Below are 12,866 nucleotides of genomic sequence, written 5' to 3'. Positions count from 1 at the left end.
CCATAGCCCCGACTCACGATTCCGCGCTAAGAACGCAGCATGAACGGACTTCTCTTCGTCGCCGTGGCGTTCGCGGTGGTGGCCGCCGCGGCGGTGGGCTGGGCGCTGCGCGAGCGCATGCGCGCGGCCAACGCCGAGTTCCGCATGAAGCTGATGGCCGACCAGCGCGACGCCGTGTCGTCCCAGCTCAACCACTCCGCCGCCGAGGTCGCCAAGGCGATCCTGAAGGAGAACGAGGACGCCGCGCGCAACCGCGACCAGTTGGCCCAGGCGCGGCTGGAGGCTCAGCTCAAGCCGGTGGCCGAGAGCCTGGAGAAGTTCCAGGCCCAGGTGACGGCGGTGGAGAAGCAGCGGGCCGAGGAGACCGGCGGCCTCAAGGAACAGATCAACCAGCTGCTGGCCGCCTCGACCGCGACCCAGGACGAGGCGCGCAAGCTGTCGGCGGCGCTGCGGCGCGGGGCGGGCGTGCAGGGCCGCTGGGGCGAGCAGACCCTGCGCAACGTGCTGGAGGCGGCGGGCCTGGCCAACCGCTACGACTTCGAGGAGCAGGCCTCCACCGACACCGAGGAGGGCCGCCGGCGCCCCGACGTGATCATCCGCCTGCCGGGCGGCGGCGTGTTCGTGATCGACGCCAAGTGTTCGCTGAACGCGTTCCTCGAACTGCAGGAGGCGGCCGACGAGGCGGCGCGCGAGGCCGCCGGCGGCCGGCACGTGCAGAGCGTGAGGACCCATATCCAGGGCCTCTCGGCCAAGGCCTACTGGGACCAGTTCGAGGCCTCACCCGACTTCGTGGCGATGTTCGTGCCGCTGGACTCGGCGCTGGCGGCGGCGCTGGACCGGGCCCCCGACCTGATGAGCGAGGCGATGGACCGGCGCGTGGTGATCGTGACGCCCACGACCCTCTTCGCGCTCTGCAAGGCCGTGGCCTACGGCTGGCGGGTGGAGGAGCAGGCCGCCAACGCCCGCAAGGTCGCCGACCTGGGCCGCGAGCTCTACAAGCGCATCGCCGTGATGGGCGCGCACGCCGGCGGCGTGGGACGCGCGCTGGAGCAGGCGGTGGGCAAGTACAACCAGTTCGTCGGCTCGCTGGAGACCCAGGTCCTGACCCAGGCCCGCCGCTTCGAGGACCTGAAGGTCGAGCACCAGGGCAAGGACGTCCCGGAACTCGAGCCGCTGGAGGCCGCGGTCCGCCCGCTGGCCAAGCTCAGCGCCGAGGAACAGCGCCAGGTTCGCCTGGTGGCGGGCGACGAAGGCTAGCAACTCTCCTCACACGCGAAGACGGCGCGCTTTTCCCCCTGGGACGGGGAAGCGGGCGCCTGCGCCCCCACGCATCCTGGCTCCCCTGTTCAATGGCCACGCGGCTGTTCGCGGCCGGCACGGGGGACTTATGAAGACGTTGCGAATCCTGGCGGCGACCGCCGCCCTGTCGCTGTGCGCCGGTGGCGCGTCGGCGGCCATCATGTCGGCGACCTACACCGGCGTGCTCAACTATGAGTCCGGCCCTTCCGACCTGTTCGGCCTGGGCGGCGCGACCATGGTCGGCCAAGCCTATGAGCTGAACTACATCTACGACACCCAGCTCGGGCAATTGCACCCGTTCTCGGCGGGCTCGTTCCTGCAGGGCGGATCGGCCCTCGGGCAGGATCACTTCATGTCGTCGGTGACGCTCACCATCAACAACATCGCCGTGGTGCTGACGAATCCGCAGATCGCGCAGGCCGAGCTCGTCCCGGACCACCAGCTGCAGGCCCCGGGGAACCACGCCACCGGCAGCGTCTGTCACGACGGGGAGGTGGCGCCCGGCGCGCACCCCTATTTCTACGCCTGCCTCAACACGCTGGATCCCGTCCCGGCCGACTACGACACGGCGTTCACGGCGTTCGCCGATCCCCTGTCGAACAGCTTCGCCGCCCTTATCTTCCCGGGCGTCCTGGTGTTCCAGGGCGGGCCTGACAAGGTGGTGGTCACGAAGGTGGGCGAAAGCCCCGGAGCGGTCGGCGGCGTGCCGGAGCCGGCGACCTGGGCGCTGATGATCCTGGGCTTCGGCGCGGCGGGGTCGATGCTGCGCCGCCGCGAGCGTTTCGCCGGCGCCTGAGGGCTGGCCGCGCCCGTCGCGGACCAATCCCGACCGAACCGGACCCGGCATGCGGCGCCGTGCATCGCTTGACGCCGCGATGCGACTTACCGCGCGCCCCGGGTCCGGACTTCCTAGAAAAAACTAACCTGGAGTCTGCGGCCATGCGGCTGAACACCTTTGCGCCATCCGCGTTCGCGGCGCTGACCATCCTGCTGGGCTCGGCGCCGGCCTCGGCGGCCGTCATGTCGGCGACCTTCACCGGCGTGCTCTACACGGGCGTGGACGACACCGCCGCATTCTCGGCGGCCGGAACCAGCCTCGTCGGGGCCGACTACTCGGTCAACTTCATCTACGACACGGCCCTGGGGGACCTGGGGCCCTACTACGGCGGCCAGAGGGTCCTCGGCGGGCCGGGCTACGACTCGGCCGCCCAGCCGCTCATCTCGATGTCCATGACCGTCTTCGGCCAGACGGTGACGGTCAACCAGGCCGGATATGGCCCGTTCGACCACACCGAGGGCTACGCCTTTCCCGACTTCGGCGCCTACTCCAACGACTATGCGCAGGGCACGTTCGCCTTCTGGGGCTACGTCGGCCACAGCACGGGCCCGTTCATGACCGCCAACCTCTACACGGACGACTACGTGCCCGGCGACGTGTCCACGCCGTTCACGGCGCACAGGGTGGCGGGCTACAGCGGGCTCGCCCAGATCCTGCTGCCGGGGGCGGACCACTTCGTCGAAGGCTCGACCGACATGCTCGTAGTCACCAAGCTGCGCGACAGCGCGCCGGTGGGCGGCGTGCCGGAGCCGGCGACCTGGGCGCTGATGATCCTGGGCTTCGGCGCGGCGGGGTCGATGCTGCGCCGCCGCGAGCGTTTCGCCGGCGCCTGAGGCCCGGCCGGGGTGGGGCGACAAAGCCCCACCTTGACGCTCAGGAATGGCGCCCTTACCTCCCCGGCATGGCCCTGCGCGAGATCCTGACCGTCCCCAATCCTGTGCTGAAACAGGCGTCGAAGCCCGTCGAGACCGTCGACGACGAGCTGCGCGCGCTGATGGACGACATGCTGGAGACGATGTACGCCGCGCCCGGCATCGGGCTGGCGGCCATTCAGGTCGGCGTGCCCAAGCGGGTGATCGTCATGGACCTCGCCCGTCCCGAGGAAGACAAGCAGCCCCGCTACTTCGTCAATCCCGAGATCCTGTGGCGCTCGGACGACACGGCCCCCTATGAGGAAGGCTGCCTGTCGGTGCCGGAGTACTACGACGAGGTCGAGCGGCCGGCGCGGGTCAAGCTGCGCTACCTGAACTACCAGGGCGAACAGGTGGAAGAGGACGCCGAAGGCCTCTTCGCGGTCTGCATCCAGCACGAGATGGACCACCTGGACGGCGTGCTGTTCATCGACCACCTGTCGCGCCTGAAGCGCGAGCAGGCGATCAAGAAGGTCAAGAAGCAGGCGAAGGCGGCCTAGGAAGGCCCCAGGCCGCCCTCCCCACTAGTGCTGGGCGTCGTCCATGGCGTCCTTCGCCTTGTCGGCGGCGTCGCCGGCGGCGTCCTTGGCCTTATCGGCGCCCTCCTCCATCGCCTGGCCGGCGTCGTGCATCGCGTCCTTGGTCGCATCGGCGGCGTCGCCGGCCGCGTCCTTCATCTCAGTTCCGGCGGTATCGGCGGCCGACTGCACGTCGTTGGCCGCGTCGTGCTGCTCGGCCTTGGAGCAGGCGCCGAGCGCCAGAACGGCGCCCGCGATCGAAGCCATCAGAATGGTGCGCATGAACATCCTCCATCTGCGAAGCTGTTCGAACGGCTAAGCTCGGGGTGAAGTTCCATTCCGTCTGCGCGAGGGCTAAACCCCGGCCATGCGTCTCGCGTTCCTCGGCACCCCCGATTTCGCCGTCTCCGCCCTCGCCGCCATCGTCGCGGCCGGGCACGAGGTGGCCTGCGCCTACTCCCAGCCGCCAGCCCCACGCGGGCGCGGCCACGACCTGAAGCCCTCCCCCGTGCACGCCTTCGCGGAGGCCCATGGGATCGCGGTGCGCACGCCCGTCTCCATGCGCGACCCGGCCGAGATCGCGGCCTTCGCGGCGCTGGACCTCGACGCGGCGGTGGTGGTGGCGTTCGGCCAGATCCTGCCGGCCGCCGTGCTGGAGGCGCCGCGCCTGGGCAGCTTCAACGTCCACGCCTCGCTCCTGCCGCGCTGGCGGGGCGCCGCGCCGATCCAGCAGGCGATCATGGCCGGCGACACCATCACCGGCGTCCAGGTCATGCGCATGACCGAGGGCCTCGACGAGGGCCCGGTCCTGGCCACCGCCACGGTGCGCATCGGCCCGCTGGACACCGCCGCCACCCTGCACGACCGGCTGGCCGCCGCCGGCGCCGACCTGATCGTGCGCGCCCTGGCCGACATCGAGGCCGGCCGGGCGGTCGAGACGCCGCAGGCCGAGGACGGCGTCACCTACGCCAAGAAGATCAATCCGAAGTTCGCCCGGCTGGACTGGGGCAAGGACGGCCGCGTGCTCGACCGCAAGATCCGCGGGCTCTCGCCCTTCCCCGGCGCCTGGTTCGAACTGCCCACCGACAAGGGCCCGGTGCGGGTGAAGGCCTTGCTGTCGGCCTTCGAGGACGAGGCGGGCCCGCCCGGCGTGACGCTGGACGACCGCCTGCTGGTGGCGGCGGGCGACGGCGCGGTGCGGCTGCTGCGCGTGCAGCGCGAGGGCAAGGGCCCGCAGGACGCCGAGGCGTTCCTGCGCGGGACGCCCGTGCCGGCCGGGACGAGGCTGGGCTGATGCCCCGCTACCGCCTCCTCGTCGAGTACGACGGCCGGCCCTACCACGGCTTCCAGGCCCAGGCCGACCTGCCGTCGGTGCAGGGCGCGCTGGAGGCCGCCATCAAGGGCTTCTGCGGCGAGGACCTGCGGGTGAACGCCGCCGGGCGCACCGACACCGGCGTCCACGCCACGGGCCAGGTGGTCCACGTCGACCTCGCCAAGGACTGGCCGGCCGAGACCGTGCGCAATGCGCTGAACGCCCACCTGGTCCCCGCGCCCATCTCGATCCTGGACGCCCAGGTCGCGCCCGACGACTGGCACAGCCGGTTCTCGGCCACCGGGCGGCGCTACCTCTACCGCATCCTCAACCGCCTGAGCCCGCCGGCGCTGGACCAGGGCCGCGTCTGGCACGTGAAGAAGCCGCTGGACGCCGAGGCGATGCACGCGGCCGCCCAGGTGCTGGTGGGCCACCACGACTTCACCACCTTCCGCGACCTGAACTGCCAGGCGAAGTCGCCCTGCAAGACCCTGGACGTGGCCAACGTGCGCCGCGAGGGCGAGGCGGTGCTGCTGGAGTTCGCCAGCCGCTCGTTCCTGCACCGGCAGGTGCGCTCGATGACCGGCACGCTCGCCGAGGTGGGCGTGGGCCGCTGGTCCAAGGCCGACGTCGCCGAAGCCCTGGAGGCGCGCGACCGCAAGGCCTGCGGCCCGGTCGCCCCGGCGCATGGGCTGTATCTCACCGAGGTCACCTACTGACCGCCGGATGACGGCGATTTAAGCCGGCGCCGCCTTCCGCCCGCGCCCGGGCGCCGTACATTGGGGGAAACCGCAAGGAGACCGTTCCCCCATGCCGCAGAGCCCCTGGACGCACCAGCGCAGCGCCGGCCTCGCCGACGACATCGACTTCGAGATCAAGGGCGAGGACCTGCAGTTCGTGGAGATCGAGCTGGATCCCGGCGAGAGCGCGGTGGCCGAGGCCGGGGCCTTCGTCTGGAAGGACGCCAGCGTCGAGATGAGCACCGTCTTCGGCGACGGCTCGGGCCAGCAGGGCGGCGGGGTGATGGGCGCGCTGCTGGGCGCGGGCAAGCGCCTGCTGACCGGCGAGAGCCTGTTCACCACCGTCTTCACCCACCAGGGCCGCGGCAAGGCGCGCGTGGCTTTCGCCGCCCCCACGCCGGGCTCCATCCTGCCGATCAAGCTGGACAGCGTGGGCGGCACGCTGATCTGCCAGAAGGACAGCTTCCTGGCCGCGGCCAAGGGCGTGTCGATCGGCATCGCCTTCCAGCGCCGGGTGATGACCGGCCTGTTCGGCGGCGAGGGCTTCATCATGCAGCGGCTGGACGGCGACGGCTGGGTGTTCGTCCAGATGGGCGGCACCCTGGTGGAGCGCGAGCTGGCCCCGGGCGAACAGCTCCACGTCGATACCGGCTGCCTGGCGGCCTACACCTCCACCGTCGACTTCGACCTGGAGATGGTGCGCGGGGTGAAGAGCATGATCTTCGGCGGCGAGGGCGTGTTCTTCGCCCGGCTGACCGGACCGGGGAAGGTGTGGATCCAGTCGCTGCCCTTCTCGCGCCTGGCCGGGCGGATGATGGCCGCGGCGGCCGGCGGCGGCCAGAACCGCGGCGAGGGCTCGCTGCTGGGCGGCCTGGGCGACCTGATCGACGGCAACCGCTGAGGTGGGCGGCCTGCCCCCGCTCCCGGCCCAGCCGCGCGACGTCGCCTGGCCCACCCGCGACTGGCCGACCGGCGCGCCGGCCGTCCGCGACCGCGCGCGTCTCGACGGCCTGCTGGCGCGGGCGTTCGACGCCCCCGCCGAGGGCCCGCTGGGCAAGACCTATGCCCTGCTGGCCGTCCAGGGCGGCCGGCTGACCTTCGAGCGGTACGGCTTCGGGGCGACGGCCGAGAGCACCCAGCCGTCATGGTCCATGGCCAAGAGCATGACCCAGGCGCTGGTCGGCATGCTGGCGCTGGACGGCCGCCTGGACGTCGCTGCGCCCGCCGACGTCCCGGAGTGGCAGGCGCCCGGCGACCCGCGCGCGGCGATCACCACCGACCAGCTCCTGCGCATGTCGAGCGGCCTGGCCTTCGTCGAGGACTATGTCCCGGGGTCGGTCTCCGACGTGCTGGAGATGCTGTACGGCTCGGGCAAGGCGGACACCGCCGCCTACGCCGCCGGCCGGCCGCTGGCCCATCCGCCCGGGACGTTCTGGAGCTACGCCAGCGGAACCACCAACATCGTCGCCCGCCTGGCCGCCAAGGCCCACGGCGGCGACTTCGCGGCCTATATGCGCGAGCGTCTCTTCCAGCCCCTGGGCATGACCAGCGCCACGCCCAAATTCGACGCCGTCGGCACCTTCATCGGCTCGTCCTTCTGCTTCTGCACCCCGCGCGACTTCGCCCGCTTCGGGCTCCTCTACCTGCGCGACGGCGTGTGGGAGGGCCGCCGGCTGCTGCCGGAGGGCTGGGTCGACTATGCGCGCACGCCCACGTTCCAGCAGGCCGGCGTGACCGACGCCTATGGCGCGCACTGGTGGCTGGGGCTGGGAGGGCCGGGCTCGTTCTCGGCCAACGGCTATGCGGGCCAGTTCATCGTCGTCTGCCCCGAGCGCGACCTGATCGTCGTGCGCAACGGCGACACCCCGCTCGAGGCCAAGGACGCGCTGCGGGCCTGGATGGCCGAGGCCGTGGACTGCTTCGGCTAGGCGGCAGGTTGGCGACGCGGCATGGAGCCCCTTCTCCTCTCCCCCGGGCGCAGCCCGAGAGGGAGAGGGCTTAGCCTGCGAAATACCGTTCGATGATCCGCGAGTAGACCTGCTGCAGGCGCGTGATCTCGGCCACGGGCGCGCGCTCGTCCACCTGGTGCATGGTCTTGCCGACCAGGCCCACCTCGACCACCGGGCAGAGCGCGCGGATGAAGCGGGCGTCCGAGGTGCCGCCCGAGGTGGAGAGCTCCGGCGCTTGACCCGTCACGTCGGCGACGGCGGCGGCGATCAGGTCGGTGAAGGGGCCCTGCTCGGTCAGGAACGCCTCGCCGCTGATCTGCGGAACCACCGTCACCTTGCCCGGAAAGCCCTCGGCGGCCCGCGATGCTTCAAGATTGAACCAATCCGAAAGCGACTGGCCCGTGTGGTTCGGGTTGAAGCGGATGTTGAGCCGCGCGCGGGCCACGCCGGGGATCACGTTGGTGGCCGTGTTGGGGACTTCGATCCAGGTTACTTCAAGATTGGAGGGTTGGAACTCGGCGTAGCCGTCGTCGAGCTTGCGGTCCTGCAGCGCGGTCAGCAGCTTGAGCAGGACCGGCACGGGATTGGCCGCACGGTGCGGATAGGCCACGTGGCCCTGGACGCCCTCCACCACGATCTCGGCGTTGATCGAGCCGCGGCGGCCCACCTTGACCATGTCGCCGAACGCCTCGGCCGAGGTGGGCTCGCCCACCACGCAGTGGTCGATGCGCTCGCCCTCGGCGGCCAGGGCCTCGACGACCTTCTTCGTGCCGTGGGTGGCCACGCCCTCCTCGTCGCCGGTGATCAGGAACGAGAGCGAGCCGCGCACCTGGCCGGCCTCGATCGCCTGGGCCGCGGCGGCGGCGAAGGCGGCGATGGCGCTCTTCATGTCGACCGAGCCGCGCCCGATCAGCACGCCGTCCACCATCTCGGCCCCGAAGGCGTCCTTCGACCAGGCGCCGACGTCGCCCACGGGCACCACGTCGGTGTGACCGGCGAAGCAGAGGTTGGGCCCCTGGTCGCCCCAGCGGGCGTAGAGGTTCTCGATCTCGCCGAACTTCATGCGCCGGCAGGCGAAGCCCAGGCCCGCCAGCGTGCGTTCGACCACGTCCATCGCGCCCTCGTCGGCGGGGGTGACGGAGGGCCGGCGGATCAGTTCGCGGGTGAGTTCGACGGCGTCTATGGTGGTGGTCATCATCGCGACTTACGTATCGCGCATCGCAGACGCAACGGACTTTCCATGCCCCGGATCGACATCGACGCCGCGCCGACCCGCCGCGGTTGCGGCTATCCCTCTCCGTACGACGAGCCCTGCAGCGACCGGGTGCGGACGCAATTGGGCGACGCCGGCGGGCTCACCCAGTTCGGCGTGAACCTGCTGCGCCTGGCGCCGGGCGTCTGGTCGAGCCAGCGCCACTGGCACACCGCCGAGGACGAGTTCGTCTGGGTGGTCGAGGGCGAGGTCGTGCTGGTCACCGACGAGGGCGAGCAGGTGCTGAAGGCCGGCGAGTGCGCCGCCTTCCCCGCCGGGGTCGCCAACGGCCACCACCTGCAGAACCGCTCGGAGTGGGACGCCGTGGTGCTGGAAGTGGGCTCGCGCGATCCGCACGCCGACGGCTGCGACTATCCCGACATCGACATGGTCATCCGCCCCGGCGAGGAGATCGCCCGCCATCGCGACGGGACGCCATATCCGCACGGCGCCTGACCGCAAAAAACCGAAATCCTCCCGCGCGGGGCGCGGGAGGACTGGTTGAAGCTAACTAGAGGGTAAGCGAACTGGAGCGCGTCAGGCGAAGGCCGCCGCGCGACGACGGCGGACGAGAGCGCCCACGCCGCCGAAGCCGAGGATCATCAGGGCCCAGGTCCCCGGCTCCGGCACGGCGCCGGTGCTGAGGTTGTCCCAGTGCGCCGTATCGACGATGCCGTCGGTGTTGTTGTGCACCTGCAGGATGGTGCTGCGGATGCCCAGGCTGCCGCCGGCGCCGACCGACCCGAGAAGCTGGCCGTTCACGGAGTAGTTGAAGGTGTCCGTGCCCGTGTCGAGCATGATGTCGAGCCGGTTCCAGGCGCCGAGCGCGAAGCCGGAGGGCAGGCCCAGGTTCAGCCAGGAGCCCGCCCCGTTGCTGTCCCAGCCGCGGAAGGTCAGGTCGGAGCCGATCTTGGTGAGTTCGATGATCGGATAGGCCGAGATCGAATCCGTCGCATCGTAGGACACGCCCCAGAAGCCGGCGATCCGCTGATCGTCGAGCGCGTTCGCGTAGGCGGGGTCGCCGTAGAGCTCGATGCTCATCTCGGTGACGTCGGCCGCGAAGTCGAAGGCCATGCCCTGGGTGTTGTAGAACGACGAGACATAGGCGCCGGGACGGTTGTTCGCGCCGTCGGCGACGGAGGTCGCTTCTTCCAGCGTGCCGGTGCGGCCGCCATAGGCGACGCCCGACTGGAAGGTCGATGGCGCATAGCGATCGGTCGTCCAGCCCGCGGTGTCGCCGGCGCTGTCGAAATCGTTCACGACCTGCGCGTGAGCGACGCCCGAAGCGGCGAACACGAGAGCCGTCGCCGCAGCCGCGGCGATCATCGATGTCTTCATTTAATCCTCCCCACCCTATCGGACCGGCGCCTCCGGATGGTTGCGCCTCACCGAAATCTCGGAACGCGAGGGTTTACGAAGCTCGCGCTCCCGTCGAGCCCAAACCCCGGAGACGGGAACGGGCGGCCAAGGCGGCAGCCTCCGATTGAGCGCCCGGCGATCGCGCGCCTTTCGCGCGGTGGGACGGATCAGTCCCGCAGCAGCTCGTTGATGCTGGTCTTGCTGCGGGTGCGCTCGTCGACCGTCTTCATGATCACCGCGCAGTAGGTGGACGGCAGCGCCGGATCGACCGGATTGGGCCGACTGCCCGAGACCACCACCGAATAGGGCGGCACCTCGCCGAGGTAGGTCTGGCCGGTCTTGCGGTCGATGATCGGGGTGGTGGAGGTGATGAACACGCCCATGGACAGCACGCTGCCCTCGCGCACGATCACGCCCTCGGCCACCTCGGCGCGGGCGCCGATGAAGCAGTGGTCCTCGACGATGGTGGGGTTGGCCTGGAGCGGCTCCAGCACGCCGCCGATGCCCGCCCCGCCCGAGATGTGGCAGTTCTTCCCGATCTGGGCGCACGAGCCCACGGTCGCCCAGGTGTCGACCATCGTGCCCTCGCCGACATAGGCGCCGATGTTCACGAACGAGGGCGTCATCACCACGCCCTTGCCCACGAAGGCGCCCTTGCGGACCACGCAGCCGGGCACGGCGCGGAAGCCCGCCGCCTCGAAGCGCGCGGCGTCCCAGCCCGTGAACTTGAGCGGCACCTTGTCCCAGTAGGGGCCCGGCGCGTCGGCCTGCACCAGGAAGTTGGGGTTGAGGCGGAAGAACAGCAGGATCGCCTGCTTCGCCCACTGGTTGGTCACCCAGGCCCCGTCAGCCTCGCGCTGGGCCACGCGCAGGTGGCCGGAGTCCAGCAGCTCGATGGTCTCGTGCACGGCGTCGCGCACCCGGCCGGTCGTGGCGGTGGAGATCGTGTCGCGGGCCTCCCAGGCGGCCTCGATCACGTGCTTCAGCTCGTCAGACATTCAACTTGCCCCTCTCAGGCGGGCGGCCCCGAGGAAGGGCGCCAGCTTCTCGGTTCTATGATGCACGAATTGCGCGGCGGAGGCGGGCGCGTGCGCGCCCACCAGGACGGTGGTCATGCCGAGCCCGGCGGCGGGCTCGAGGTTGCGTTCGGAATCCTCGAAGAAGGCCGTCGCCGCCGGGTCGATGGCGTGCGCCGCGCTCATCCGCGAGAAGGCCTCGGGCGAGGGCTTGGGCGCGTAGCCGGCCGACCCGATGTGGAAGACGTCGTCGAACAGATGCGCGAGTTCCAGCCGCTCCAGCACCCGGCGGGCGTGGACGTCGTCGGCGTTGGTGAAGATCAGCCGGCGGCCCGGCAGGCGGGCCAGCGCCGCCATCAGCTCGGGATCGTGGGCCAGGGCGTCCAGCGACATGTCGTGGAAGACGGCGTGGAACTCGGCCGGGTCGACGCCGTGGTGGAGCATCATGCCCTTCAGCGTCAGGCCGTGCTCGGCGAGATAGCCCCGCTGCAGCTTGAAGGCCTCGTCGCGCGGCAGGCCGGTGACCTTCTCCACGAAATCGGTCATGCGGTCGACGATCTGCCCCATGAAGCCGGACTCGGCGGGGTAGAGGGTGTTGTCCAGGTCGAACAGCCAGGTGTCGACGTGGGCGAGGTCGGCGCTCATCTTCCCTCCCCCTCGTGGGGAGGGTCGACCCGCCGGCAGGCGAGCGGGGTGGGGGCCTCGGCGCCGCCCCACCCGTCCGGCGCGGCGCGCCGTCCACCCTCCCCATGAAGGGGAGGGAAGGCACGGATCACCGGCAAACCAGCGTCCCCGCCCCGTGCTCGGTGAACAGCTCGACCAGCATGGCGTGGGGGCGCCGTCCGTCCATGATGACCACGGCCTCGACGCCCGACTCGACCGCCGCTATGGCCGTCTCCAGCTTAGGGATCATGCCGCCGGTGGCCGTGCCGTCGTCGATGGCGGCCTTCGCTTCCGCCACCGTGAGTTCGCGGATCAGCTCGCCGTTCTTGTCGAGCACGCCGGCCACGTCGGTGAGCAGCAGCATGCGCTTGGCCTCCAGCGCGCCCGCCAACGCGCCGGCCACGGTGTCGGCGTTGATGTTGTAGGTCTGGCCCTCGGCCGAGACGCCGATGGGCGCGACCACGGGGATGTAGTCCTCCGGGGCGCCGATCAGGCCCTCGATGATGGTGGTGTCGATCACCTTCGGCTCGCCCACGAAGCCCAGGTCGACCACCTTCTCGATCTGGCTGTCCGGGTCCTTCTTGGTGCGCGTCACCTTCTCGACGGTGATCAGGCGGGCGTCCTTGCCCGAGAGGCCTACGCCGCGCACCTCGGCCTCGGCGCCGGCCTGGGTGATCCAGGAGGCGATCTCCTTGTTGATGGCGCCGGAGAGCACCATCTCGGCGATCTCCATGGTGGCCGCGTCGGTCACGCGCAGGCCGTCGACGAAGGTCGACTTCACGCCCGCCCGCTCCAGCATCGCCGAGATCTGCGGGCCGCCGCCGTGGACCACCACGGGATGCAGGCCCAGCATCTTCAAGAGCACCACGTCGGCGGCGAACAGCTTGGCGACCGCCTCCTCGCCCATGGCGTGGCCGCCGTATTTGATGACCACGGTCTCGCGGTCGTAGATCTGGATGTAGGGCAGCGCCTCGGCCAGCGTCTTCGCCGTCGCCCAGCCCTGCTCTTC

The 12,866-nt window shown here is 70.7% G+C and carries 15 protein-coding genes; 9 read left to right on the top strand and 6 right to left on the bottom strand.

Annotated elements, in window-relative coordinates:
- The first annotated feature begins 39 nt into the window (after nt 1-39).
- The 4 genes from GC203_RS20835 (at nt 40) to GC203_RS20820 (ending at nt 3,548) form a co-directional block, all read left to right on the top strand.
- Nucleotides 40-1,257, top strand: coding sequence for a DNA recombination protein RmuC (locus GC203_RS20835; RefSeq protein ID WP_293458492.1), 1,218 nt, complete (start codon nt 40-42; stop codon nt 1,255-1,257).
- A 130-nt stretch (nt 1,258-1,387) separates the two neighbouring features.
- Nucleotides 1,388-2,095, top strand: coding sequence for a PEPxxWA-CTERM sorting domain-containing protein (locus GC203_RS20830; protein WP_293458491.1), 708 nt, complete (start codon nt 1,388-1,390; stop codon nt 2,093-2,095).
- 143 nt (nt 2,096-2,238) lie between these two features.
- Nucleotides 2,239-2,970, top strand: coding sequence for a PEPxxWA-CTERM sorting domain-containing protein (locus GC203_RS20825; protein WP_293458489.1), 732 nt, complete (start codon nt 2,239-2,241; stop codon nt 2,968-2,970).
- A gap of 68 nt (nt 2,971-3,038) precedes the next feature.
- Nucleotides 3,039-3,548: a peptide deformylase gene (locus tag GC203_RS20820; RefSeq protein ID WP_293458487.1), complete on the top strand. Its 510-nt coding sequence runs from the start codon at nt 3,039-3,041 to the stop codon at nt 3,546-3,548.
- A gap of 24 nt (nt 3,549-3,572) precedes the next feature.
- On the opposite strand, the gene GC203_RS20815 is transcribed toward GC203_RS20820, so the two are convergent.
- Nucleotides 3,573-3,848 carry a hypothetical protein gene (locus GC203_RS20815; RefSeq protein WP_293458486.1) on the bottom strand — a complete coding sequence of 92 codons (276 nt, stop codon included), beginning with the start codon at nt 3,846-3,848 and terminating at the stop codon, nt 3,573-3,575.
- 85 nt (nt 3,849-3,933) lie between these two features.
- Here GC203_RS20815 and fmt point away from each other — a divergent pair, with 85 nt between their 5' ends.
- The 4 genes from fmt to GC203_RS20795 all read left to right on the top strand — a co-directional run bounded on the left by fmt (nt 3,934) and on the right by GC203_RS20795 (nt 7,546).
- Entirely contained in the window at nt 3,934-4,860 is a 927-nt protein-coding gene (gene fmt / locus GC203_RS20810) for a methionyl-tRNA formyltransferase (protein ID WP_293458484.1), read from the top strand.
- Nucleotides 4,860-5,597 (top strand): tRNA pseudouridine(38-40) synthase TruA, encoded by a 738-nt coding sequence (gene truA / locus GC203_RS20805; protein WP_293458482.1) that lies wholly within the window; start codon nt 4,860-4,862, stop codon nt 5,595-5,597. Before fmt ends, truA begins: the two co-directional genes overlap by 1 nt.
- 91 nt (nt 5,598-5,688) lie before the next feature.
- A complete protein-coding gene (locus tag GC203_RS20800) occupies nt 5,689-6,519 on the top strand; it encodes a TIGR00266 family protein (protein ID WP_293458480.1) in 831 nt (276 codons plus the stop codon).
- Between the two features lies 1 nt (nt 6,520).
- On the top strand, nt 6,521-7,546 hold the full coding sequence (locus GC203_RS20795; protein ID WP_293458478.1) for a serine hydrolase: 1,026 nt from the start codon (nt 6,521-6,523) through the stop codon (nt 7,544-7,546).
- Nucleotides 7,547-7,616: 70 nt separating this feature from the next.
- Here the strand turns inward: GC203_RS20795 and dapE are convergent, their stop codons facing one another.
- Nucleotides 7,617-8,762 (bottom strand): succinyl-diaminopimelate desuccinylase, encoded by a 1,146-nt coding sequence (dapE, locus tag GC203_RS20790; RefSeq protein WP_293458476.1) that lies wholly within the window; start codon nt 8,760-8,762, stop codon nt 7,617-7,619.
- A gap of 45 nt (nt 8,763-8,807) precedes the next feature.
- Here dapE and GC203_RS20785 point away from each other — a divergent pair, with 45 nt between their 5' ends.
- Complete coding sequence (locus GC203_RS20785) at nt 8,808-9,275, top strand: cupin domain-containing protein (RefSeq protein WP_293458474.1); 468 nt, start codon at nt 8,808-8,810, stop codon at nt 9,273-9,275.
- A gap of 81 nt (nt 9,276-9,356) precedes the next feature.
- Here the strand turns inward: GC203_RS20785 and GC203_RS20780 are convergent, their stop codons facing one another.
- The 4 genes from GC203_RS20780 to argB all read right to left on the bottom strand — a co-directional run.
- Complete coding sequence (locus GC203_RS20780) at nt 9,357-10,157, bottom strand: PEPxxWA-CTERM sorting domain-containing protein (protein ID WP_293458472.1); 801 nt, start codon at nt 10,155-10,157, stop codon at nt 9,357-9,359.
- A 188-nt stretch (nt 10,158-10,345) separates the two neighbouring features.
- Entirely contained in the window at nt 10,346-11,176 is an 831-nt protein-coding gene (dapD, locus tag GC203_RS20775) for a 2,3,4,5-tetrahydropyridine-2,6-dicarboxylate N-succinyltransferase (protein WP_293458470.1), read from the bottom strand.
- Nucleotides 11,177-11,839 (bottom strand): pyrimidine 5'-nucleotidase, encoded by a 663-nt coding sequence (locus tag GC203_RS20770; protein WP_293458468.1) that lies wholly within the window; start codon nt 11,837-11,839, stop codon nt 11,177-11,179.
- 127 nt (nt 11,840-11,966) lie between these two features.
- On the bottom strand, nt 11,967-12,866 hold a 900-nt coding region (gene argB, locus GC203_RS20765; RefSeq protein ID WP_293458466.1), incomplete at its 5' end, for an acetylglutamate kinase.

The sequence above is a fragment of the Phenylobacterium sp. genome (assembly GCF_016124325.1).
Classification (GTDB): Bacteria; Pseudomonadota; Alphaproteobacteria; order Caulobacterales; family Caulobacteraceae; genus Phenylobacterium.
The sequence above is the reverse complement of the archived record's forward strand: the minus strand, read 5'-3'. Positions and strand labels throughout refer to the sequence as shown.